The sequence below is a fragment of the Bacillus sp. XT-2 genome (assembly GCF_025696525.1).
GTDB lineage: Bacteria > Bacillota > Bacilli > Bacillales > Bacillaceae > Bacillus > Bacillus halotolerans.
On sequence record NZ_JAHVOC010000004.1, the window covers coordinates 308663 to 333828 of the forward strand.

General features: G+C 44.8%; 22 protein-coding genes and 1 pseudogene. 4 read left to right on the forward strand and 19 right to left on the reverse strand.

The annotated features are described in order from the left end of the window. The first annotated feature begins 111 nt into the window (after positions 1-111). Positions 112-354, forward strand: a complete 243-nt coding sequence (locus KXD37_RS13565) for a YhdB family protein (protein WP_024120719.1) — start codon at positions 112-114, stop codon at positions 352-354. A gap of 15 nt (positions 355-369) precedes the next feature. Here the strand turns inward: KXD37_RS13565 and KXD37_RS13570 are convergent, their stop codons facing one another. The 14 genes from KXD37_RS13570 to KXD37_RS13635 all read right to left on the reverse strand — a co-directional run bounded on the left by KXD37_RS13570 (position 370) and on the right by KXD37_RS13635 (position 15441). After that, positions 370-894, reverse strand: a complete 525-nt coding sequence (locus KXD37_RS13570) for an NADPH-dependent FMN reductase (protein WP_263463619.1) — start codon at positions 892-894, stop codon at positions 370-372. Continuing rightward, complete coding sequence (locus KXD37_RS13575; protein WP_106022492.1) at positions 891-1538, reverse strand: response regulator; 648 nt, start codon at positions 1536-1538, stop codon at positions 891-893. Before KXD37_RS13575 ends, KXD37_RS13570 begins: the two co-directional genes overlap by 4 nt. Positions 1539-1555: 17 nt before the next feature. Then, positions 1556-2677, reverse strand: coding sequence for a GAF domain-containing sensor histidine kinase (locus tag KXD37_RS13580; protein ID WP_106022493.1), 1122 nt, complete (start codon positions 2675-2677; stop codon positions 1556-1558). A gap of 147 nt (positions 2678-2824) precedes the next feature. Continuing rightward, positions 2825-4570 carry a phospho-sugar mutase gene (locus KXD37_RS13585; protein ID WP_263463620.1) on the reverse strand — a complete coding sequence of 582 codons (1746 nt, stop codon included), beginning with the start codon at positions 4568-4570 and terminating at the stop codon, positions 2825-2827. Between the two features lie 133 nt (positions 4571-4703). Beyond that, entirely contained in the window at positions 4704-6371 is a 1668-nt protein-coding gene (gene glpD / locus KXD37_RS13590; protein ID WP_127695608.1) for a glycerol-3-phosphate dehydrogenase, read from the reverse strand. 144 nt (positions 6372-6515) lie between these two features. Further along, positions 6516-8006, reverse strand: a complete 1491-nt coding sequence (gene glpK, locus KXD37_RS13595; RefSeq protein WP_024120714.1) for a glycerol kinase GlpK — start codon at positions 8004-8006, stop codon at positions 6516-6518. Positions 8007-8024: 18 nt separating this feature from the next. Then, on the reverse strand, positions 8025-8849 hold the full coding sequence (glpF, locus tag KXD37_RS13600; protein ID WP_095713748.1) for a glycerol uptake facilitator protein GlpF: 825 nt from the start codon (positions 8847-8849) through the stop codon (positions 8025-8027). A gap of 170 nt (positions 8850-9019) precedes the next feature. Next, positions 9020-9595 (reverse strand): glycerol uptake operon antiterminator GlpP, encoded by a 576-nt coding sequence (gene glpP / locus KXD37_RS13605; RefSeq protein ID WP_029441192.1) that lies wholly within the window; start codon positions 9593-9595, stop codon positions 9020-9022. A 30-nt stretch (positions 9596-9625) separates the two neighbouring features. Further along, entirely contained in the window at positions 9626-10978 is a 1353-nt protein-coding gene (locus KXD37_RS13610; RefSeq protein WP_255004905.1) for an aspartate aminotransferase family protein, read from the reverse strand. A gap of 137 nt (positions 10979-11115) precedes the next feature. Next, on the reverse strand, positions 11116-12030 hold the full coding sequence (locus KXD37_RS13615) for an AEC family transporter (RefSeq protein ID WP_263463621.1): 915 nt from the start codon (positions 12028-12030) through the stop codon (positions 11116-11118). A gap of 114 nt (positions 12031-12144) precedes the next feature. Beyond that, the gene (locus KXD37_RS13620) at positions 12145-13686 is read right to left on the reverse strand and encodes a bifunctional GNAT family N-acetyltransferase/carbon-nitrogen hydrolase family protein (RefSeq protein WP_127695614.1); all 1542 of its coding nucleotides are present in this window, start codon (positions 13684-13686) and stop codon (positions 12145-12147) included. A gap of 15 nt (positions 13687-13701) precedes the next feature. Next, positions 13702-14364, reverse strand: a complete 663-nt coding sequence (locus tag KXD37_RS13625) for an HAD family hydrolase (RefSeq protein ID WP_106022498.1) — start codon at positions 14362-14364, stop codon at positions 13702-13704. A gap of 122 nt (positions 14365-14486) precedes the next feature. Beyond that, the gene (locus KXD37_RS13630; protein WP_024120708.1) at positions 14487-14909 is read right to left on the reverse strand and encodes a CBS domain-containing protein; all 423 of its coding nucleotides are present in this window, start codon (positions 14907-14909) and stop codon (positions 14487-14489) included. A 136-nt stretch (positions 14910-15045) separates the two neighbouring features. After that, the gene (locus KXD37_RS13635) at positions 15046-15441 is read right to left on the reverse strand and encodes a YhcU family protein (RefSeq protein WP_101863935.1); all 396 of its coding nucleotides are present in this window, start codon (positions 15439-15441) and stop codon (positions 15046-15048) included. 111 nt (positions 15442-15552) lie between these two features. Between KXD37_RS13635 and KXD37_RS13640 the strand changes: the two genes are divergently transcribed. Next, positions 15553-16461 carry an RluA family pseudouridine synthase gene (locus KXD37_RS13640; RefSeq protein WP_263463622.1) on the forward strand — a complete coding sequence of 303 codons (909 nt, stop codon included), beginning with the start codon at positions 15553-15555 and terminating at the stop codon, positions 16459-16461. Positions 16462-16495: 34 nt separating this feature from the next. Here KXD37_RS13640 and srtA read toward each other — a convergent pair whose 3' ends face one another. Continuing rightward, positions 16496-17092 carry a sortase SrtA gene (srtA, locus tag KXD37_RS13645; protein ID WP_101863750.1) on the reverse strand — a complete coding sequence of 199 codons (597 nt, stop codon included), beginning with the start codon at positions 17090-17092 and terminating at the stop codon, positions 16496-16498. Continuing rightward, on the reverse strand, positions 17089-20655 hold the full coding sequence (locus tag KXD37_RS13650) for a 5'-nucleotidase C-terminal domain-containing protein (RefSeq protein ID WP_411910720.1): 3567 nt from the start codon (positions 20653-20655) through the stop codon (positions 17089-17091). The genes srtA and KXD37_RS13650 overlap by 4 nt, the downstream gene beginning before the upstream one ends. Positions 20656-20799: 144 nt before the next feature. Between KXD37_RS13650 and KXD37_RS13655 the strand changes: the two genes are divergently transcribed. After that, positions 20800-21447 (forward strand): spore coat protein, encoded by a 648-nt coding sequence (locus KXD37_RS13655; protein ID WP_024120704.1) that lies wholly within the window; start codon positions 20800-20802, stop codon positions 21445-21447. Here KXD37_RS13655 and KXD37_RS13660 read toward each other — a convergent pair. Further along, positions 21379-22345: pseudogene (locus KXD37_RS13660) on the reverse strand (hypothetical protein). The gene KXD37_RS13655 and the pseudogene KXD37_RS13660 sit on opposite strands and share 69 nt — an antisense overlap. Before the next feature lie 121 nt (positions 22346-22466). Next, positions 22467-23036 carry a YhcN/YlaJ family sporulation lipoprotein gene (locus tag KXD37_RS13665; protein WP_103672358.1) on the reverse strand — a complete coding sequence of 190 codons (570 nt, stop codon included), beginning with the start codon at positions 23034-23036 and terminating at the stop codon, positions 22467-22469. Positions 23037-23190: 154 nt separating this feature from the next. Here KXD37_RS13665 and KXD37_RS13670 point away from each other — a divergent pair, with 154 nt between their 5' ends. Next, positions 23191-23631 carry a hypothetical protein gene (locus KXD37_RS13670; RefSeq protein WP_188323640.1) on the forward strand — a complete coding sequence of 147 codons (441 nt, stop codon included), beginning with the start codon at positions 23191-23193 and terminating at the stop codon, positions 23629-23631. A 43-nt stretch (positions 23632-23674) separates the two neighbouring features. Here the strand turns inward: KXD37_RS13670 and KXD37_RS13675 are convergent, their stop codons facing one another. After that, the gene (locus KXD37_RS13675) at positions 23675-25066 is read right to left on the reverse strand and encodes an L-cystine transporter (RefSeq protein ID WP_106022500.1); all 1392 of its coding nucleotides are present in this window, start codon (positions 25064-25066) and stop codon (positions 23675-23677) included. Positions 25067-25166 lie beyond the last annotated feature (100 nt).

The following is a 25166-nucleotide window of genomic DNA, read 5'->3' on the forward strand; positions in this document are numbered from 1 at the left end:
ATATTGCTACCCCAGTTCTGACGCAGACGCCAAGTTTTGCCCCGTCAATAACAGCTGATGCTGCATAAACTAATCCTGAACTTCTCACACAGGAAAGGAGAAGCGATTGATATGGATTATGCTGATTACGACAAAGCATTGTATTACACCCATCGTTCCCAATGGGATAATTTGTTAATTTTAATGGTGCGGACAGAGGATGATTTGTTATCAAAACGAATTGAGCATTTTTTGCATGCATACCATTTTGAACAGGATTATGCTGTATTAGAAAAGGTGCTGTATTCTCTTCTCCGCTATATTGACCATGCCACTGAGCTGACATATGAGGATCAATTAGCGCTTCTCACATAAAAAAACCCCCGGTGTTTAGACGCCGGGGGTTCCTGCATTTGCGAACATGTGCAATTCTTCCATCAGCTCTTTTATGCTGGCCGCCATGTGTTCCGTTACTGTTGCGTTTTCCACATCAATCGTTACCGGATCAAGCACAAGCTGCCTCGGAATGACATTGGCATATAAGCCCCTCATCACGGTTCGCATATTGTTCAGCGCATTGATTCCGCCTTTTCCGCCGCCTGCTGCTGCCAAAAGAGCTACTGGCTTATATTTAAATTGTTCGCTGCTTAAAAAATCCAGTGCATTTTTAAAAGCGCCGCTCATGCCGCTGTGATATTCAGGAGATAGTAATACAATCGCATCCGCTTTGCTGACGCGCTGCTTCAGCTCTTGTACCCGCATAAGCTCGGCCTGTTCGGCTTCACCGTTAAATAACGGCAATATAAATTCGCTCAAATCAATCAAATCCGTTTGATACACAGATGAAATATAGGCTGCCGCAATTCTTGTCCTGCCATGTGTTCTCGGCGAGCCGCTAATCACTAATATGTTCACTTTGTGGTCTCTCCATTCAGGTTGTATTTCACTGCAAAAAGCGCTGCTTGTGTGCGGTCCGTCAGCTCAAGCTTTGCTAAAAGATTAGACACATGGGTTTTTACTGTTTTTTCTGAAATAAACAACGATGCTGCGATTTCTTTATTGCTTTTTCCGCAAGCAATTTCGTTTAGCACATCTCTTTCCCGCCGGGTTAATTGATAAAATTTTTCTTTTTCCGGTTCATTCTGTTTTTTCATATGTGTCAGGACATGGGGCATAATAGCTGAAGACAGCATATATTCGCCTGAATCAACCTGTCTCAGTGTTTTCACCAATTCCTCCGGCTCCGTATCCTTTAGCTGATACGCCTTCGCTCCTGCCTGAAGCGCAGGGATTACATGCTCCTGATCAGAGTAGCTCGTCAGCACGACGATATGGACACCGGGAAATTGCTGTACTGCTTTTTTTGTTGCTGCTATTCCATCCATATCCGGCATCGACAGATCCATCAGAACGAGATCAGGCTTTGTTTCTTCGATGACACGGAGGGCCTCACTTCCGGTTGCCGCTTCTCCGACAACTTCAATGTCGTCCTTGGTGGCAAAGAAAAAACGAAGCCCCTTCCGGACAACATGGTGATCATCCGCTATTACAATTCTCATCTCACTGTCCTTCCTTTCTAATTGGTAAGCGGAAGTCTGACAGACAGCTTCGTGCCAGCTCCAAGCTCTGACTCAATGAAAAATTCCGCGCCGGCTTTTTCTGCCCGCTCTTTCATTCCTTTGATGCCAAGTGAAGGCAGTCCGTCGTGCGCTTCATAACGAAACCCTGCCCCATGATCGATAATATCCAGTTCTGCATAGGACGAAGAAGCAGTAATTCTGACATACGCTGTATCAGTCCCGGCATGCTTTTTGCAATTATTGAGGGCTTCCTGCACGACACGCCACAGCATATGCTCCTCTTCATCACGAAGGGCCGGACATCCTTTTTGTGTAAAGACGACATTCAATCCGATCAGAGTGCCGTAGCTTTTAATGGCTTCAGCCAGCCCTTTTTCCAATCCTCCGGGGCGAAGCTGCCAGATTAAGGACTTCATTTCAGCCAGCGCGTCCTGCGTTAACGTTTGAATAAAATCAATCATTTGCTGCAGGGTCTCTTCTTGTGTTAATGTCTTTGCCGCTTTTGCTGTTAAACTGACGGAAAACAGCATCTGGTTGACTGAATCATGCAGCTCCTGAGCGAGACGGTTCCGCTCCATTAAAAGAGCGTTTTTTTGTTTGTATTCAGCAAGCCTCATCCGCTGTATCGCCGTTCCGATCTGAAAAGCAACCGCCTCCAGCAAATGAAGCTCCTCCTCATCAAAAAGTGTCTTTCCGGCCGCCGCCACATTTAATAAACCAAACCGTCTGTCTCCATCTTCTAAGGGAACGGTTGCATGATGCGTAATCCCTTCTGTGTCAAAACAATGCAGCTCTTCAGCTGATTCTATGCGTTTACAGTTCATAATATTGGCTGCTTTTCTAAGTCCGCCGTTATTGAATTTCGTCAGGCAATAGCACTCCCCTTCACACATCAGCACTTTTTCCCTGCGGCTTAAAGCAGGCGGCAGGTATGCGTCTGCTGCTAACGTATAGGAACCGTCCTCTTCAATGAGAAAGATCCATCCAGACTGAAGATTCGTTAAGCTCAGCAATTCTTTTAAAACTTCATTCAGCGTTGCTTTGACATCGTGTCCTTGATTCAAAGTCTCGGCAATGGTTTTCAGTGTTCTTAATTTTTCCACCCTCGGTTTGGTCACGTCTCTCACTCCGGCTATGGTTATTATCTAAGATTATACCAGTTTTTTGAATATTGTTACTTCACATGAAGGATGATTTTCTTTCAGACTTTTGGATGAGAAATAGAAAAAAGCTGGATCACATTGCGTGATCCAGCTTTTTTAGAATTACTTTGCTGTTGCTTCGACAATTTCGTCAACTGTCTTCATGACATCGTCAGAAAGTGCGGCAAGACGCTGTTCACTGTCTTGTAGGGATGTTCCTTTTACGGCGAAATAAAATTTGACCTTCGGCTCAGTACCAGAAGGACGGAGGCAGAACCAAGATCCGTCTTCCAAGAAGTATTTCAATACATTTGATTTTGGCAGGTCGATGGCTTCTTCTTTATTTTCCGTCAAAACCATCCGTTTGCTTACAGCGTAATCCTCAGCAGTGACAACCTGTTTACCGGCCATTGTTTGCGGCGGATTTTGCCTGAAGGAAGCAAGAATCGCTTCAATCTGCTCCGCTCCCTGTTTTCCTTTCAGCGTCAGTGATTTCAGCCCTTCACGGTAAAAACCATATTCTTTGAAGATATTCATTAACGCTTCGTACAATGACGTTCCTTGTTTCTTATAGAACGCGCAAACCTCAACTGCCAAAAGTGCGGCCTGAATGGCATCCTTGTCGCGGGCGAAATCTCCGATTAAATAACCATAGCTTTCTTCATATCCGAATTGGAAAGTGTACTGGCCTGAGGCTTCGTATTCTTTAATCTTTTCACCGATAAACTTAAAGCCCGTCAGTGTATCAATCGTATCGAGTCCGAATGAAGATGCGACATCGCGGCCGATTTCACTTGTTACGATTGTTTTGAGAACGACGCCATTCTCAGGCAGGATTCCTTGTTTTTTCTTTTCAGAAAGCAAATAATGAAGCAGCAACGCGCCGGTTTGGTTTCCTGTCAGCACTGTATATTTGCCTTCATCATTTTTCACCGCAATGCCAAGGCGGTCCGCATCTGGATCTGTTGCAATAAGAATATCTGCATTTTGCTCTTCGCCGAGCTTAATAGCGTATTCAAATGCAGCATGCTCTTCCGGGTTCGGAGATGTTACAGTTGAAAAGTCCGGATCTGGCCGTTCCTGTTCCTTCACGACCGTGACATTTTGATAGCCAAGGGCTTCGAGCCCGCGTCTGACCGGTTTGTTTGCGGTTCCATGCAGCGGAGTGAAAACCACTTTCACATCCACTTCTCCGGATAACTCAGGGTGAACGGAAATAGATGTCAGTTTTTCAGTATAGACCTTATCAATCTCTTCCCCGATGATCTCTATTAAGCCTTTTTCTCTTAACGCTTCTTCATTGTCGACCGTGATTGTCAGTTCATTTTCGATGGCGTTTACCTGCTCAATGACGATGTCTGCTTCCCGCGGAGGCAGCTGGCCGCCGTCATCACCGTACACTTTGTACCCATTATATTCAGGCGGGTTATGGCTAGCCGTCACAACAATTCCTCCGTAAGCGTTCAGTTGTCTGACAGCGAATGACAGCTCCGGCGTCGGGCGAAGCTCATCAAATACGTACGTTTGGATGCCTTGTGTAGCAAGCGTTTTTGCAGCTTCCATCGCAAACTCCGGTGATTTATGGCGGGAATCATACGCAATGACAACGCCCCGTTTTTTCGCTTCCTCACCCTGCTGCAAGATGTATGCCGCAAATCCCGCTGATGCCTTGCGCACCGTGTAAATATTCATCCGATTCGTACCGGCGCCAATTTCTCCGCGCATACCCCCAGTTCCGAATTCAAGGTTTTTATAGAAGCAGTCTTCAAGAGCCTGATCATTCCCCTCTAATTCAGTGAGGAGCTTTTTTAATTCAGGATCTAAATTTTCTGTCTGTTTCCAGCGTTCATAGCTCTTTCTCCAAGTCATAATTCGTCCTCCTATGTATCAGCCATATGCCATTATTTTAATATGAAGAGAGCGTCTCTGTCACTTGATATCTTGAGATCTGACGCTTTCTGGCTCATAAAAGAAATAACGGGCTGCAGACAGCCCGTTATTTTTATTGTTCGACCGGTACAACCGCATCGTGTAATAGCTTGTTAAGGTTTTCTGTATGTTTGTTTTGCGTCTGCTTATCCCACTGGAATCGCTCGCTCATAAAATCAATAACGGCGTCTTTATATGTTTTTACCCAATTGATATCAAAAAATAAACGTCCCGTTCTGCGGACAAAGAAGTCAGCAGGCGTTGCAGTCAATTCTTCTTCGATGCTGTATTCTGCCTCGGCAAGGATATGAACCGGGATATTTCGCTTCGCAGCCTCGTCTTTCAGTGCCTCGACCCGATTAAAGACACGCTCTACGTTGGAGCCGTATCTGATAGCCAGCTGTTTCGCATCTTTTTCTGATAAGCCGGCCGCAATGCCTTCTTTCGTTTTCGCCGTCACGAAGGATGCAAGGTTTTTAGAACCGCCGACGTGCCCGCCTGAAATCGGCATGTTTTTCGTTTTGCATGGGCCGAAATCCTTTTCGCCTTCCTCTTTTAATCGATCACGAACAAGATCGACAATGTGCTCCGCCATTTTTCTGTACCCGGTCAGCTTACCGCCGGCAATAGTGATCAAGCCTGAATCTGACGTCCAAATTTCATCTTTGCGTGAAATCTCGGAAGGGTCCTTTCCTTCTTCATGAATGAGCGGACGCAGGCCAGCCCAGCTTGATTCGATATCATCAGCTTTAATATTCAGTTCCGGGAACATGTAATTGATTGAATTGATGACGTAATCGCGATCCTCAGTTGTCATGCGCGGATGCTCCAGGGCCTCTTTGTAAACGGTATCGGTTGTGCCCACGTATGTTTTGCCTTCACGAGGAATAGCAAACACCATGCGGCCGTCCGGTGTATCGAAATATACCGCTTGTTTCAAAGGAAAGACAGATTGGTCAAATACAAGGTGAATACCTTTTGTATGCTGAAGGTGCTTTCCGTTTTTAGAATGGTCTTTTTCTCTGAGCTGGTCTACCCAAGGGCCTGTCGCATTGACGATTTTTTTCGCGTATACTTTATATTCTTTTTTCGTCAAAACGTCTTCAATTAATACACCGACTGCTTTGCCTTTTTCATAAAGGAGTTCTTTTACTTTGGAATAATTCACAGGCTCTGCCCCGAATTTGACTGCTTCCTTCATGACTTCGATTGTCAGTCTCGCATCGTCAGTGCGGTATTCAACATAGTAGCCGCCGCCTTTTAAGCCGTCTTTTTTCACCAAAGGCTCTTTTTGCAGCGTTTCTTTTGCTGAAAGCATGCTTCTGCGTTCTGATTTTTTTACGCCGGCTAAGAAGTCATAAACTCTTAAACCGATAGAGGTTGTGAATGAACCGAATGTGCCGCCTTTATGAAACGGAAGCAGCATCCATTCCGGTGTGGTAACGTGCGGGCCGTTTTCATAGACAATCGCCCGCTCTTTCCCTACCTCAGCGACCATTTTCACTTCAAATTGTTTTAAATAGCGCAATCCGCCATGAACCAATTTTGTTGATCTGCTTGATGTTCCAGCCGCGAAATCCTGCATTTCGCTGAGTGCGACCTTCATGCCCCTTGATGCCGCGTCAAGAGCTGTACCAGCTCCTGTAATTCCTCCTCCGATAATAAATAGATCATATGTTTTTTTCGTCATGTCTGTCAGCATGCGATCCCGCTCAAGACTTGAAAATTGATTTTTCATTATTACGTTTCCTCCTTGTTGTCACGGTAAGTAAATAGAAAAAGAGACCACAACAGCCAAAGTGCATGTTCACACTTTGGTGCTGTGGTCTCTCCTCATCTCAGGACCGTTCTTATTAACTTGTAACCATTATAACATACTCTTATTTTATTTAAAAGCCATAGCTGCTTTAACGGCTTTTTGCCAGCCTGTATACAGCTCATTTCGTTTTTCTTCTTCCAATTTAGGTTCAAAACGCTTATCCAGATTCCACTGGTTAATAATTTCAGAACGATCCTTCCAGAACCCCACAGCGATACCTGCCAAATATGCCGCGCCAAGCGCAGTTGTTTCATTGATTTCCGGTCGTTCCACAGGCACATCCAAAATATCCCCTTGAAACTGCATCAAAAAGTTATTTTTAACAGCGCCGCCATCCACACGAAGCGTTTTCAATGAAATGTTAGAATCCGCTTCCATTGCATCAAGCACATCTTTCGTCTGATAAGCCAATGACTCCAGCGTGGCACGGATAAAATGTTCTTTTGTTGTGCCTCTTGTCAGGCCGAAAACTGAACCGCGCACATCGCTGTCCCAGTAAGGCGTTCCCAAGCCGACAAAGGCCGGAACGACATATACGCCGTCAGTTGAATCAACTTTCTCCGCGTATGATTCGCTAAGCGAAGAGTCCTGGAACATTCTCATTCCGTCTCTGAGCCATTGGATGGCTGAGCCTGCGACAAAAATACTTCCTTCTAAAGCATATTCAACTTTACCGTCAATGCCCCAGGCGATTGTTGTCAGCAGCCCGTGTTCCGACTTAATTGCTTTTTCCCCTGTATTCATCAGCATGAAACATCCTGTGCCGTATGTGTTTTTCCCCATGCCTGCTTCAAAGCACGCCTGGCCGAACAGCGCGGACTGCTGGTCGCCTGCCGCTCCAGCAATCGGAATATTTTTTCCGAAGAAGTGATAATCAACTGTCTCCGCATACACATGAGAGGACGGTTTCACTTCAGGGAGCATTGATTTCGGAACGCCTAAAATCTCAAGCAGCTCATCGTCCCATTTCAAATCGTAAATATTAAACATCAGCGTTCTTGAGGCATTGGAATAATCCGTCACGTGGGCTTTTCCGCCTGACATTTTCCAAATGAGCCATGTATCAATCGTTCCAAACAGCAGCTCGCCTTTTTCCGCTTTTTCTCTTGCGCCTTCCACATTGTCTAAAATCCATTTCACCTTCGTGCCAGAAAAATATGGATCTATCAAAAGGCCTGTTTTCTCTCTGAATGTATCATTATATCCTTTTTCACGAAGCTCCTCGCAGATTCCAGACGTCTGTCGGGACTGCCAAACGATCGCATTATACACAGGCTTTCCTGTATCCTTATCCCAAACAACCGCTGTTTCCCTTTGGTTGGTAATGCCGATTCCGGCAATTTGAGAAGCGCTGATTCCCGATTCAGAAATGACTGATGCGATAACAGCAAGGACAGATCCCCAAATTTCATTTGCATTATGCTCAACCCATCCTGGATGCGGGAAGTATTGTGTAAATTCCTTTTGAGCGGAGTGAACGATTTTGCCTTCTTTATTAAACAGAATCGCTCTTGAACTTGTTGTCCCTTGATCTAAGGATAAAATGTAAGTTTCCATAAGATGTCTCCCCTTTGCTTAAATATATTTTGAATTTGATAGTGTTTTAGCTGCATGTTTTTTCGTATAGCCATAGAGTCCTAACAATACCACAACCAATACAACGCTTACAATCCAGAAACTGCTTGTAATCTGCCCCTGAAACGCGGCGCTGTAAAATACACCGCCGAATGATCCGCCCAAAATCGGGCCGGCAACAGGAACCCATGCGTACTTCCAGTTTGATGAGCCTTTCCCCGGAATCGGCAGAAGTGCGTGGGCAATCCGCGGACCTAAGTCGCGGGCGGGATTAATTGCATATCCCGTGGTTCCTCCAAGAGAAATACCGATAGCAACGATGAGAAAACCGACGATTAAAGGGTTAAGTCCCTCTGTAAACTCATTTGCCCCAATCGCCAAAATTCCAAGCACAAGGACAAATGTCCCAATAACCTCACTTAAAACGTTTGCAAACGTATGCGGAATGCTGGGTCCGGTTGAAAAAACACCCAGCTTGGCAGCCGGATCATCGGTAGACTTCCAATGCGGCAGGTAATGAAGGTAAACAATCACCGCACCGATCATTGCTCCGATCATTTGCGCCGCAATGTAAACCGGAACCTCTTTCCACGGAAAATCACCAACAAAAGCAAATGCTATCGTTAACGCGGGATTGAGATGGGCGCCGCTGATGCCGCCGACCGCATAAGCGGCCATTGCCACACCTAATCCCCATCCAAATACAACAACAATCCAGCCAGATTGATATGAAAGCGATTTCTTCAAATTGACTCCTGCACAAACACCTGCGCCAAAAATAACAAGCAGCATCGTACCGATTAGTTCTCCCCAAAATGCTGTCATAGATAATTCCTCCTAAGGTTGCGATTAAGAAGTATGATAGAGAATAAAAAAACCACAACAAACCGCTTTACGGATGTATAACTTTTACCGTAAAGAGCTGCTGTGGGTCTCCGGATTCTCCATCACATTGTATTAACCTAGTTCAATTGTATCAGTGGATGAAAGCGGTGTCAATCACTTTCTGTCAAAAAGTTTTCATATTTTTTCCATAATTTGGTGTTAGATGTGGTGACAGCAACGGCACCAGCTTTCAGTGCCTGTTCTACATCTTGTTCTGTGCGGATGAAACCTCCCGCAAAGATAGGGATACCTGTTTTCTCTTTAATTTCCTGAATAAGTGACGGCACGATGCCCGGCAGCACTTCAATGAAGTCAGGCTTATGCTTGCCGACAAACTCCATGCTTTTTTCCATTGCGCTTGTATCAAGCAGAAACAAACGCTGGATCGCATAGATTTTCTTCTGCTTCGCTTTTGCAATCACGTTTGATCTTGTTGAGATAATCCCCGCTGGCTTGATATCCTGGCAGATAAATTCCGCTCCGTATTCATCATGTTTGATCCCTTGGATTAAATCGACATGCACCATCATCTTCTTCCCGTGCTTTTGCGCCTCTCTGATCACGCCCTTTAATTGTCCGAGATGAATATCAAGTATCACGCCGTACGAAAACGAGCTGTTTAAAAACTCATCAAATTGCTTCATATTACGAATAGCCGGTAAAATAGGCTGGTTGTGAAAACTCATAGTGTGCTCCTTTAACAAATCACTTTTGTATCAAATCGTCAGTATGCTTTCCTTCACCGTTTTTACGATAAATGCAAGGTCTTCTTCTGTCAGACAAAATGGCGGGGCGAGCTGAATGACATTGTTATATCCGGCGACTGTATCGCCGTTTTTGCCGATGATCAGCCCTTTCTCTTTGCATGCCGCAACCACTTGGTTCACTTGGTCAGCGCCAGCCGGCTCTTTAGTCAGCTTATCTTTGACAAGTTCGATTCCGACCAGCAGCCCTTTTCCCCTTACATCTCCTACTGCAGAGTGTTCTCTCAACGACTGAAGCTCACCTAAAAGCTTTGCTCCGAGATCGCGGGATCGCTGAATCAGCTGTTCATCCTCCATAATTTGCAGGTTTTTCAAAGCCAATGCGCAGGCTGCCGGGCTGCCGCCGAATGTGTTGACGTGGCGGAAACGGTCATAAGGAGCTTCTCCTTGGTATGCTTCAAAAATCTCCCGTTTAACTGCGGTCGCTGACAATGGCAGATACGCGCTTGTAATCCCTTTCGCCATTGTAATGATATCGGGCTTCACGCCGTAGTGCATAAATCCGAACGGCTCGCCAGTCCGCCCAAATCCGCAGATGACTTCGTCACAAATCAGCAGGGCGCCGTGGCGGCGGCAGATTTCCTCCACTTTCTTCATATATCCGTCCGGCGGCATTAAAATGCCTCCGCCAGTAATAATGGGCTCCATAATGACACCGGCAATCGTTTCGCTTAATTCCCATGTCATGATGCGGTCAATTTCATTTGCGCTCTCTAGCGTATCGGCGTCTTCAGGATTTCGGTAGACATCAGGCGGGGCGGCGTGCAAGAATCCTTGGCTTAACGGTTCATATTTATATTTCCGCTGTGCCTGGCCGGTTGCAGAGAGTGCTCCCAACGTATTGCCGTGATAGGCTCTATATCTAGAGATGAATTTATAACGGCTGTGGTCGCCGTTTTCCAGATGGTACTGGCGAGCGATCTTAAAAGCGGTTTCATTTGCTTCCGATCCGCTGTTGGAAAAGAAAATCACATAATCGCCGCCAAGCCACTCATTCAGCTTCTCCGCCAAGTAAATCGCAGGTGCGTGACTTTGCGTTAACGGGTAATACGGCAGTTCCTTTAATTGTTCATAAGCAGCCTCCGCAAGCTCTTTTCTGCCGTAACCAATATTAACGCACCACAAACCGGACATCGCATCAAGATAGCGGCGTCCGTCTATATCAGTCACCCAGGCTCCTTCCGCCTTTTGGGCAATCAGACTGTCCGCTTGATGCGCTCCCTTCATAGCATGCCACACGAATTGCTCATCCTTTTGCTTTAAACCCTGATTTTGCTGAATGTTTTCCATCCCCATCATCTCCATTTCATTAGCGTTCAATAAATAAATTGAAACAGGCCTTCTCTTATGTGATGTCTAGGTGATGATTTCCCTGACTTCAATATAAAGCCAGACGACAAAGGAGTCAATAAACCGCCGGGTAATTAAAACATCCTCTTTCATCAAGAAGAAAGAGGATGCAGCATCCAAAGCAGGACCGGCAAAGTGACTATGCTCAGCATTGTGCTGATAAAAGTGGCACTGGAAACGACTTCGGGCCTTGTATTAAACTGAACGGCCATTAAGGTCGTATTGGCAGCGGTCGGCATGGCCGCTACGAGAATCATGATTTGCTTCGTCATGTCATCCACAGGCAAAATCAATGTGAAGGCCAGCGCAATTAACGGTGATACCATAAGCTTCAGCACCAGAGAATAAGAAATTTTTCTATATTCAATATTCCTGAAAGAGATCAGCGCAAGCTGCATGCCAAGAATAATCATGATCGTCGGAATCGTCGCATTTCCGACCAGTTCAATGCCTGTCATTAACTCTTTAGGGATTGAAATATGCATAAGCTGAAGTATTGCGCCTAAAAGTGCTCCGTACGCCACAGGCATACGGATAACCCGAGTCATCACCGTTTTACATCCGCCTTCCTCCGAACCGCCCTTTGCAGCGTAATACATGCCGATAGTACTCATAATTAACTGTTGCAGCACCATTAACACAACAGCCGTATCCAGCCCCGCCGTCCCAAACACAAGCAGTACGACAGGCGTGCCATAATTGCCGTTATTCATAAAGGCTGATGAGAGAATCATGGCACAGCGATCTTGGTTCGGATACCTATGAAAAAAGGATAAAAAGGAGACCAACAGCACAAGAACCAGGCATAGACCCAGCACAAAAATAGACAGATACACATAGTCCATCGTCAGCTCGTTTGAATAAAACGTATCAAAAGCCAAAAAAGGAGACATTAAATATAAGGACATTTTGGACAGTGTCTGAATATCAAAACCGAGTGTTTTCTGTCCGATATAACCAATTGCGAAGATTCCGAAAACAGGAACTAAAACAAGCAGAAACTCCATAGGGCACCTTCTTTTCCGATGTACACACATTTATTTCTATTTTAAAGAAAGCACGGAAGCGTTTCAATTCCGTTTTTTTTAAAAAAAGCCCGCCAATTCAGGCGGGCTTTCGCATTATTTTTTATAGTGAATATGATAAATATCGCGGCGTCTGTCTTTGAGCTGACGCACTGTTCCGTTTTGGCGCTGTCTTCTGAGAATTTCTAAGTCAACATCGCCAATGACGACCATTTCAATATTCGGGTTGGTTTCCCCAACGATGCCGTCTCTTGCGAATTCAAAATCAGAAGGGGCAAAGATGCCGGACTGAGCATATTGGATATCCATATTTTCCGTTTGCGGCAGGTTTCCAACCGTTCCGGAAATGACGGTATAAATTTGATTTTCGACTGCTCTTGCCTGTGAACAGTATCTGACACGCAAGTAGCCTTGGCGGTCTTCCGTACAAAATGGCGTAAAAATAATTTTTGCGCCTTTATCGGCCGCAATACGGGCAAGCTCAGGAAACTCAATGTCATAGCAAATTTGGATCGCAATTTTCCCGCAGTCCGTATCAAACACACGTACCTGGTCGCCCGCGCTGATTCCCCACCATTTCCGTTCATTCGGCGTAATATGCAGTTTATATTGCTTCTCAATCGTTCCATCGCGTCTGAACAGGTAGGCGATATTATAAATTTTCCCTTCCTCTTCTACGAAATGAGATCCGCCGATAATGTTGACATTATACTTAACAGCCAAGTCTGTAAACAGACTGATGTAATCCTCAGTATACTCGGTAATTCTCTGTACCGCCAAGCTTGGTGAACGTTCCTCAAGGAAGGACATCAGCTGGGTTGTGAAAATTTCCGGGAACAATGCAAAATCAGACCTCGCGTCAGATGCGACATCGACATAGTACTCTACTTGATTCGCAAATTCCTCAAAGGAATAGATTTTTTTCATTTCGTATTGAATGACACAAATTCTCACAGGGAAGGCCGATTTATAATAACGCTTTGTCTGCTGCGGCAGATAATCGACATTATTCCATTCCATCAGCGTCGCATATTTGATTGAAGCTGTATCATCCGGGAGATAATCCGGGTTAATCCGCATCAGGGTAAAGCCGTTCATCAGCTGAAAAGAAAGGACAGGATCGTAAATTTGATGGCGTGTTACCTGTTCAACATACTCTCTCGCAGTCATTTCATCAGCATATTTATGATAGTTCGGTATCCGTCCGCCTATGATGATGCTTTTCAGATTTAAACGTCTTGCCAAATCCTTTCTTGCCTCATACAAACGATGGCCGATTTTCATCCGTCTGTAATCAGGATGCACCATGACCTCGATCCCGTACATGTTTAAGCCATCCGGATTGTGATTGGTGATGTATCCGTCATCTGTAATGTCCTGCCACGTATGGCGGTCATCATATTCATCAAAATTAATCAGGAGGCTTGAGCACGAACCGATAATTTCACCTTCGAATTCTGCACAAAACTGCCCTTCCGGAAAATGCTCCAGATGGCTGATTAAATGCTCGCGCTTCCACGGCTCCATGCCTGGAAAGCAGTCCTTTTGAAGGTCGATAATGTTGTCGATATCTTTCTCTTCGATATTACGGATGACCATTTTCTTTTCAAAACGGGTCAAATCTAATTTCTCAGACAATCTACTCGCTCCTTTCTAGTTTTGTGCATTCAGATGATCAAGCAATAGGGCGAGCTCCATCTCCGCCATTGATTCGAGCCTGTGATCATATTCTTCAAACATCAAGGTGCCTGTTACTTGATTCGGAACGATGACACACTTCATGCCCGCTCGCTTGGCAGCAATCGAACCATTGACGGAATCCTCGAATGCGAGGCATTCCGACGGCGATACTCCAAGATTCTTTGCCGCTAACAAATACAGCTCGGGATTGGGCTTGACCTCTTCTACATCATCAGCTGTCTGAATCACTTCGAATTCGTCAAACAGGCCAAGTTGCTTCAAATGGCCGGATACCCATTTATAATCTGAGCTGGAAGCCAGTCCTACTTTTAAGCCTAAATCCTTTGCCGCATTCAGATACGCTTCAACACCAGGTCTCGCTTTTTCTGTTTCCATGCGTTTTGCAAACCGGTCTCTTCTCAGTTTTGTCAGCTCTTCATGGTTCAGCTTTTTGCCTATCTGCGCTTCTAAGTATTCAAATGGCCGAAATCCCGCCGCTGTTCCGATAACCTTGCCCCAAACGGATAACGGCAGAACTGAGCCATGTTCCTCAAAAATTTCCTGAAGGACTTCATATTCATGTGTTTCTGTATCAAGAATAAGCCCATCAAAATCAAAAATTAACGCTTTTATCACTGCGTACAACTCCTTTGGCCCGAATTGAGACATATGTATACACTATACCCCGAAACGTCTCTGCTTTCAAAAAGTAAGGGTTTATGTGAAGAAAGAGCCTGCACATTGCAAGCTCTTTCTTATTAATGCAAGTTTTGATGAGAAATGTTTGTCAGCGCTTCTCCAGCAGACTCGTTCGACATCTGATTGACAGCCAGGTCTCCAAGCGCAACGATCCCGACTAGATTGTTTTGATCTACAATAGGAAGGCGGCGGATTTGGTGCTGGGCCATCAGATGCGACGCGTCTTCCAGACTCATATTAGGATTTCCTGATACGAGGTCTGTTGACATCACTTCTGAAACGGGTGTCTGGCCATCTCGGCCTTGAGCTGTGGTTCTCAATGCAATGTCACGGTCAGTCAGCATTCCTTTTAAAACACCTTGCTCTACCACGGGAACCGCCCCGACGTTATGCTGTTTCATCAGAGAAGCCGCTTCCTGAATCGTTTGATTCGGAGAAACGGTTGCTACCTGCGTTGTCATTGAATGTTTAACTGAACTCATTGGTCAGCACCCCTTTCAATCATTAGTATGTTCAGACACCGGATGATTAAAAAGGGAGTTGCAGGAAAGGTTTTGTGGTATGATTTCTCTGATGCCAAAAGAGCTTTTCTCGAAACGGAAAAGCTCTTGCCGCAGATTATATCAGCCTTCTGTGACCCGAAAAGGCATTGTTTGTTTTCGGTTGAAAATCATATAAAGCAAACGGAAAATATACTCCGCAATCATTCAGCATCTTGCTGTTTTTATCAAAAATGGCTTGATCACTCAAGTCATCGTGCGGTGAAGGCTTTGTCAGAATAATATGTATCATTTGCAGACAAGCCATAATTTGAAAAGCTTCTTTTAATGTTCCTTGGTAATATTGGTTATTTAAAGACAGAACACCTTTCTTTTTAAAGCGCTGAATGTCCAGTTCGGAGAAATAAAGAGGAAATACATGATGGAAAAGCTCCATTGACAGTTCCTTGATAAAGCTTTCCTGTTCTTCAGTTGCTGCGTTCACGATTCTCACGTCTATCACCTTTCTTGCCATCGAATATCCAAAGTCTTTCTCAAGAATATCACAGAAAAAAACGCGAAAGCTAAGGTAAGTGTTTCCTATGAGAAGCAGCGGCCTTTCGCGCAAAAAAGGAGCCATTTGATCATGAAAGAAAAAGGCAAAGGGCTAGAGCTGATAATCAGTGAAAAACAGGACGGACAATGGCTGTTTTCTGTGCTGAAAACAGAGCTCAAAGCTTCTAAACCCGTTATCCAAGAATGGATGACTTATCACAATATAAAGGTCAATCACGAGCCTGTCAAAAACAATATACTCGTAAAAAAGGGTGACCGCCTTTTTATTGATCTTCAGGAAAACGAAGAGTCCTCCGTCATACCTGAGTATGGAGAGCTTGATATTTTATTTGAAGACCGCCACATGTTAATCGTCAATAAACCAGCTGGTATTTCCACTCATCCCAACGAGGAAGGCCAAACCGGCACACTCGCCAATTTGATCGCATATCACTTTCAGGTGAATGGCGAAACAATCAAAGTGCGCCATGTCCACCGTCTTGATCAGGATACATCAGGCGCTGTCGTATTCGCCAAGCACCGTCTGGCGCATGCCATCTTAGACCAGCAGCTAGAGCAAAAAACACTGAGGCGTATGTATCTCGCAATTGTTGAAGGAAAACTGAAACCAAAAAAAGGCAAGATCGATTCGCCGATTGGAAGAGACAGATCACACCCGACAAGACGGCGGGTTTCGCCAGGCGGACAAGCCGCCGTCACCCATTACCGTACCCTTGCTATCAATGCGAGAGAACAGCTCTCGCTTGCTGAATTAGAGCTGGAAACAGGCAGAACACATCAAATCCGTGTGCATATGGCAAGCATCGGCCATCCGCTTACTGGGGATACACTTTACGGAGGCGGGAGCCAATTTCTTAACAGGCAGGCACTGCATGCCAAAAAGGTACAGGCTGTTCATCCGATTACCGAAGAGCTGGTCGTTGCCGAAGCACCTCTTCCCGCTGATATAGAAAGCCTTTGCCATACGTATTTATCATGAAAGAAAAGCCGCAGGGATTGTCTTGCGGCTTTTTTTACGAAATACGTTTTCCGTAAATAATATAACGTTTCGGGGCATCCCCGACGTATGAAAAAGGATAGCAGGTGGTCAGAATGAGCTCTTCCTTTTCGTGCTGCAGCGTAATAATGGAGGTATCATCCTTATCCACGATTTTTGTTTTTTCAATTTCATATGTGAAATCACCATATGAAAGGATGATGTTGAGCCGGTCACCTTTTTCAAGCTCTCCTGTCCGGCGAAAAACGGTGTCCCGATGTCCTGACAGTACAATTTGCCCGTTTTCATCTGGATAATAGCTGTCCTTGTAATGCCCCACACCCTTTTCTAAATCATCCGCATCGGTCCCTTCCACGATCGGAAGCTCCGCATTGATTTTCGGTATTTCCAGTATGCCGCTTGCTTGGCCAGTCTTCGGCTTAAACGATGATTTTTTCTCGGCTTGATTATCGTTTTTCTTCGTGCCTGCAATGGCCTGCTGCTGTTCAGCCGCCTTTTTTGCTTCTTTTAATGTCTGCTCTGTTTTCATGCTGGTATCTATCAGCTTGAAGCCCCCGTAGCCTGTGATCACAAGACCGATCACAATGATCACAAGAGGAATATATTTTTTCACGTCGTAGCGGCACTCCTTTTCCTTCTGATATATAAATACGTTCCGGACAGTGAGACCGCTGCGCCGATCACAATAAAGTTGTAGTATCCTGCTGATGTATCCGGAAGCTTATGATCAGAACCGCTTTCCTCACTTTCTTTATGCAAAGGCAGTGTGTTTATACGGCCGGCGGCAGTGGCAGGCTTTTTGGTCTCTGTTAATTCTTCAAAGGTCGAAATGACTGCAGGCGGCAGCTGATGGACCGGAGCTGTGCCCGGGGTCTCTCTTAGATCAGGCTGTTCTTCCCCAGGTGTCGGATTTGCCTTGCCCGGATCGTCTGTTCCCGGACTGTCTGCCGGGTCTTCAGTGACTGGGTCTTCAGCCTGACTGTCTTCAGCCAGTTTTATTCTGCCTTCTTTCGTATATGAAATCGGCTTATCAAAGCTTTTTACATACTCTACAGTCGCTTCTAAATCCTCAGGCCCTGTAACCGGATGTTTCCCAAGCAATCCGATTGGCTGGTATTTTGCTCCTGTCGCCGTCGCCATAAAATGATTAACGGTCAATGTGTATGTGGCATCCGGCTGGATTTCGGTTCCGTCTGCCATCTTTATATCAACCGCTTTGCCTGTTTCTGTATCCCACGTATACGTAAACCCGCTTATGCTGTAGTCAGGGCCGAAAATCGGTGAGATTTGCGCATTGATGATCTCCCGCAAATCTTTTCCTTTAATCTCAAGCTTCGTCAGCACATTTCCAAACGGCTGAATGTTATAAAGGTCTCCCCATGTAATTGGGCCTTTCTTCAGTCCTTCCCGTATCCCGCCGCCATTCATTAGCGCAAAATCCGTTTTCATCTCCGCTCTCATGCCATCAGCAATCAAATTCCCAAGTGGTGTGTCGCCATCATTAGAATAACCGCCTTCCATATCAACAGCCGCCTCACCGACTACTTCGCTGATAATCGGTTCAGCAAGGGCCTGATACTTCCTTAAAATAGCTGAGGCGCTGGCATCAGGTTTTTTCTTGCTTTGATCGACGTATTCGATATCAGCCGATTTTTTGACGATGTCTTTTGTCTGTTTATTGATTTCCAGATCAACGACACCTATCGCTTTTCCGTATTCAAACGCCTGAACGATCAGCTTGCCGTTCACTTCACCATTGACGACCTTATGGTTATGCGCTGCAAAAATGATGTCTATCTCAGAATCTGATTTGTTTGCAAGGTCAGCAGATTCGCCTGTTATTGTACTGCCATTTTGTTCGGCAGACATATGTGCGAGCACTGCAATGGCCCTGATGCCTTTTTTCTTCAGCTCTTCGGCAGCGTCATTTACCGCTTGTATTTCATCGGTAAACTCAATATCCTTTATTCCGTCAGGCATGACCATTCCGGCCGCCGACTGTGTGACAACCCCAATAAAAGCAACGGGTATGCCCTCTACGTTTATAATGTCATAAGCCGGCAAAAAGGGTTCTCCGGTAGACTTCATTTTACAATTGGCGCACACAAGGGGAAAGTTTTGTCCGTCATAGCCGCTAGTGCCTTTCGGGTGATCTCCCCCTTTTAACATTCTCATGAGTTCATCCGTACCTTCATCGAACTCGTGATTGCCCACAGTTCCGACATCAAATCCGATATCCTCCATCAGCTCGACAGTTGGTTCGTCTTGAAGAAGAGATGATACGGGCGAACCTCCCCCGATCATATCCCCGGCGTGCACAGTGAGCGTGTTTTTCTTTTCCGCCTTTTTTTCTTTCAAATAGGCAGCTGCATAGTCCATGCGTCCGAATGTGCCATCTGGAGTGCCGTCTCCATCAAGGTCAAGCTCGTATTGCTGATCGATTTTCCCATGTAAATCGTTCATGCTTAAAATTCTAAGCGGTATATTTTCTTGGAGAGAGGTTTGCTTTTTCTTGTAACCGGCACTCTCTGCTTCAGCTGCTGAAGCAAAGAAGATCCTGTTTTCCACAGCCACCTGCTTCCAGTCTGCTGGCGTAACATAGGTCTTGTTTGATGAGTCTCCCACATACCTTGTCAGCCCTTTCCCCTGCTCTCTGGCTCTAAATTCAAACGGCATTTCCATAAGAGGATCCGCTTCATTCCAAATGCCTTTTTGCTCCTTTTTAGCATTGGCGGCTGCGGCCTGAAATTCCTGATAATCCTCTTCATTTTCAACAGGCCAAATAAAATATGTTGGAGCATAGCCATTTTTCACGAGTTCTAAATTTACATTTGCCCCTGTCTCAGTCACAACCTGTCCAAGAAGCCTGCCATAGCTGTCCTTGGCTTCGCTGCCGACTTTTACCGTTATTTGATCTCCTGGAGACAAAACAGTTTTTAAATAGTCAGAGGCTTCCTTGCCAAATTTTAACTGATTTTCATCCGCTTCATTTTTTGGTGTGTGGTACGTTTCTGGCGTGTCTACATTTACAAAACGGATTTTTGCCGTGCCAAGTATCGGTTTTTTGACATGAATGGTGTCACCGTCTACAACGCGATCAACCACAGTTTCATATTCGCCTTCTGAAGACGGCGGGGCAGGCTGCTCTTGAAGCAGCTTCATGTCTGCTGATTTTCGCGGAAGAAGCTGAAGGGATTGATATCTGCTCAACACGCCAGTGATTTCATACCATTTATCCTCAGTCAGTTCATCAATGATACCTGTCTCACTCATAACACGCAGTGTCATTGCGTGGTGATCATTATCAATCATCGTAACATTGTAACCGCCGCCTGCTTGAGAATTTGGAATGGAAGAAATATAAGCTTTGACTGTTACAAGACGCCCTTCATATTGATCACCCAAGCTGCCATTGACCAGTTCATTGATCGTTGAAAATTCAGGGACAGGGAGAGGCTGATTTGATTGGGTAATACGGATGCCTGATGTATCCGGAACTATTTCAGTAAGCCCTTGGTAAGTCGTTATTTTCCCTGTCACCGTAATGTGCATTCCTTCTTTTAACTCAGGGAAATTCTCTGGTGCTGCCGAATAAATGTTGATGCCGCCTGTGTCATCCTGCATAAAGGTCGACAGCTTTCCGCCTCCGATTGCGCTCTGATCGGCAGTAACAACGCCTTTAATCGTGACATGTTCATTCATTCGGCCGCGCGCTTCCTGTATTGTAATAGGCTGTGCTGCCGGCGGAGATTCAGCGTCATCCTTTAAGACCATTGACTGAACCTTCTTAAGACCTGTCGTATTAAAATAATGTTCAAGCTCGCCTTGAACAGCTATCTTTTTCCCAAGAAGCAGCGGGTTCGTTTGCAGTCCGAATTGGCTTCTAAATGCGGAGGGGATTTGCACGGGAAGAATGTGATCGGGTGATGTCTCGTTTTTGCTGTCCGCTATAGCAACGTTATAATCATTTGAAAAAGGGCTTGTCAGATTGTAATGCTGGGGTGAAACGGCTTGGCCGATTGTATATCCTTCGACAAGAGCTTGGCCCTCTTTTTGCTGTATCGCTTTTTCAACCGATATTGGTTCTGGCTCAGCAGCTCTTACAGCTTCATAAGCGGACATGACATTCAAGAAAATGAAAAGTATGATCAAAACAACATGCAAAAAACGCCTCATCAGTTTTCCTCCCTTACATCTTGCATCATTCGTTTATTTGATAATCACTTCGACAATCAGCATATAAATCCTGTCAGGCGCTGCATAAAACACCGCAGACAAGCACAAAATACAGCTGATCTGAAAAAAAAGGAGGAATTCGGTTTGGATCAGCAATTTCAGCAGCAATCACAGAATAAAGGGATACCAGGCAAACCGCATCAAAATCACGGGGGACATGAAATGTTTGATATGCACGAGGTGCTTTCCGGAACGCTTACTGTGCTTGATCAGTTTATGATGCTGAGACAATTCTGTAAGGATCAGGAATTATTAAACATCCTTGACCGTCAATATCAATTCATTACATCTCAATATAACTTAACGGCAGAGTGCTTCAAAACAGGAAGCGAGCCTTCACAAAAAACGGCAACTTATATGATGAAAGAAGACAACCAGACTGTTTACGGTATGCAGCCGGCACAGCCTAAGAAACCTGTTCAATCCATGAATGACATTGATGACAGCATCATCAGCCGCCAAATGCTTTGCGCTGTTAAGGCACAGGCATCTATGCTGACGATGGCTTCTCTAGAAATGACAAATCCGGCCGTAAGACGTGTACTGTCTGCGCAAATTCAGCAGTATGTCGAAATGGCTTTTGAGATTTTCCTTTACCAAAACAAACATGGTTATTACCAAGTTCCGCAGCTTGATGCGCAGGATATGGAACAACTGAGAAATTCATTTGCCCCTGCACAAGGACAAATGCCTCCGACTCAAGGCGGTATGGGCCAGCAGGGACTTCATTAAATAAAAAAGGCATTGGATAGAAACTATCCAATGCCGTATTTTCTTCAAACGTTCTGGTAAAATCTTTTTCAAATTGATCAAGACTATCCTGCGTCGCCGCTTTAAACCCTTTTTTAAAATCCCCTTTTTTCGCTGTTTCCTTTATAATCTCCAAAATAATGTCTTTCCCGTATGTTTCCGTCAGCTCATTGATCATATAAAAGCTTTGCAAATAAACATCGGTTTCATATTCCGATCGAGCTTCCTGCCAGTTCTGATCTGTCTGCAAACGGTCAAACGGCACGACAGTAAACGTGATCGGATCTATGAGCAATTCATAGTTCGCGATCCACTCGCTTAATCCTTCATGGAACCATAAGGGGAACTCATCAGGATCTGCTTCGAGCTCCCGTAATTTCTGATGAAACGCATGGTGTGTGTACTCATGAATCAATAATCTCTGATACAGATAAACTGCTACATCATCACCTTCTAAAAGCTGCTTTTTCTCTTCAGGCAATAATCCGATCAGCTGCTCCCGCTCAGAATAAAAGCCGACAACATCCAATAAACCGGAATAAGCCTCCATCTGTTTTTCATTAGGAAAAAAAATAATATCAATAGGCTTATGATTCGAATATTCAAGCATGACCTGATTAATACTCACCGCATATTCAAGCGTTTCTTTCGTTAATGGCAGTAAGGATTTTTCCTTAGAAGTGTAATAAACATCGGCCTGTTTAAATGACTCTTTCTTCATGTGCTTCGTCACTTGTTCTTTCGTTATCCCAGATGTCTGCCCTGGCAAAGACAGAATATACATCGTGCTTGATACGATGGCCGAGCTTACGGCCAGCATCACAAGGACTCCGCACAGGAATAGAGCGGATGCCGCACGCTTTCCTATGCCACCCTGCAAACGTCTCCCTCCCTGAGCCGGTCCGTCTTGTACCTTTTATTTTTACTCTATGCAGCCTTAGTTCACAGCGTGTCATTTCCGCAAAGAAAAAAGCCGCACAAGTTATGCGGCTTTTTATCTGTTATTCAGCTTGCGGAAAAACACGTTGTACTGTTTGACTGAATTCATCAAAGAATCCTGCAATCGGATCACCATTTTGAATCCGTTCGCCATACCCCTGCATCCGATCAACAAAGTCTGGATTTGCAGAAACATAAACATTGTCCATGTTCTTATCAGTGTCTCTTACTTTATCGGAAATTTTCTTTTTCAGATCTTTTCCAACTTCTTTTTTCCCATTTGTTAATACAACTGCAACATACGCTTGATTTCCGGCAACAATCACATTCGCGTGTTTAACTTCTTTCATATCGGTAATTTTATCGGCTGCATCATCAGCAACTTCCAACTTACGGTTATCATTACCGTTATTGTTATTACCATTATTCGTCATATTATTGTCGACGTTGTCACGGCTATCATTTTCATTGTTGATATTTCTTGTGCCGTTATCATTTGCCGGATTGCGGTAGTTAACATTTTCAGGCTCTGCATTATCACGTCTGCCCTCACCCTGATTGGCCATACTGCAACCAGTCATAAGCAAAGGGATAAGAAGCATGGACGCAAGGACTTGTTTTTTTCCAAGCATGTGAATTCCTCCTTTATCACTTTACTTATAGGTTTTTCTAATTGGCTCTAAATATGCATGAAAAAATAACGGAAATGCTTTCCCGGGAAATAAAACGGTTAATTTGTCTAATCAGAGGGGAAAATATCAATACACTTATAAAGGAGGGATCACGTTGTTCAATCAGCGAAAAGGAATCAGTCCGACAGCCTTAGTTATCGGTTCAACTGTGCTTGTTGCTGCTTTATCACCGCAGATCCGGCAAAAAATCAGCGGGTTTATTACAGGTCAAATGAGCAACCGGAATTCTCAAAATAAGTCGTTTGATGTTTCTAATGTTGGAGATATGATGAAACAGGCGTTTGGCGGGAATAATCAAGATCAATCTCAAAATCGTCAGCAAAATGGCCGGCAGCATCAGCATGCAGGCCAGCAGCAAAGCCACCCTCAACAGCATCAGTCTCAGTCTCAGCATAATCGCCAAACGGACACAACAACAGCCAGAAATAGACAGCAGCAATATGCAGAGCCAATCCATTTCGAACAAAGCGCAATGAATGTAATGGATGACAACACTGTAATGGAAATGCTGGAAGACTTAGAACCCGGCCGTTAAAAAAAACGTGTAATCCCCCGTGGGATTACACGTTTTAATATGACTAGGCTTCTTCCGCTTCGATCACATTGGATCGATCTTGGAATACACCAGAATCTATTTCCTTCGTGACTTTGCTGGTAATCAGGCCTGATGTCATACTTCCGCTGACATTCAGCGCAGTACGTCCCATGTCAATCAACGGTTCGATAGAGATTAATAAACCGGCGAGCGCGACAGGCATATTTAACGCTGATAAAACGAGCAGCGCAGCGAATGTAGCTCCGCCGCCAACTCCGGCGACACCAAACGAACTGATGGCAACAACCGCGATCACTGAGATGATAAACGCCGGATCAAACGGATTTTGACCGATTGTCGGGGCAATCATCATCGCCAGCATAGCCGGATAAATGCCTGCACAGCCATTTTGGCCGATAGATAGCCCGAACGAGCCGGCGAAATTCGCAATTCCTTCCGGGACACCCAAGCTTCTTTGTGTTTTAATATTCAGCGGCAAAGCGCCTGCGCTTGATCGTGACGTAAATGCAAACACGAGTACAGGCAGCGCTTTTTTCAAATAAACAACCGGATTTAATCCGCTGATCGTCAGCAGAAGCAAGTGGATGATAAACATTACAATTAACGCGGCATATGAAGCAATGACAAACATACCCAGTTTCAAAATGCTGTCAATATCACTTGTCGCAATCGTTTTTGTCATAATGGCCAGCACACCGTAAGGCGTCAGTCTCAAGATGAGAGTAACAACACGCATGACAATGGCGTAAACAGCATCAATCAATTTTTTGAACGTTTCAGCCTGTTCCGGCTGTTTCCGTCTCACACCTAGAAATGCAATGCCCAGAAAAGCGGCAAAAATAACGACTCCGATAGTTGATGTCGGTCTAGTCCCTGTAAAATCCAAAAACGGATTTCCAGGAAGCAGCTCAATCATTTGCTGCGGCAGTGTTTTCGCTGTCATCTCCTCTGATTTCTGTTCAAGCTCCTGTCCCCGAGAAAGCTCTGTATTTCCTTGGTCAACCTGAATCGCCTGAAGATCAAAGGAAAGGGCGGACGCAATACCAACCGCCGCGGCTACCGCTGTAGTCGCAACCAAAATCCCGATAATCAAACCGCTGATTTTCCCAAGATTTTTTGTCAGCTTCATCTTTGTAAAAGCGCCTAGAATGGAAATAAAAACAAGCGGCATGACAATCATTTGAAGCAATTTGACATATCCGCCCCCGGCAATATTAAACCAGTCGGCTGTTTGAACCACAATGTTTGAAGTCGGACCGTATATCAGCTGAAGCGCAAATCCAAAAACGATCCCCAGCCCCAGGGCAGTAAACACACGTTTTGAAAAAGAAACATGTTTCTTCTGCATGGCAAATAGCCCAATAATGAGTAAAAGTAAAATAAATACGTGCAAAATGACTAGCAAAGTCTCCAATTGAGGCAAACTCTCCCTTCAAAATTTTTCTTATATACTATATTACACAAATTCCGATAGTTCAAGTAAGAATTATTTCAGCATCAATATTTGGATAAAA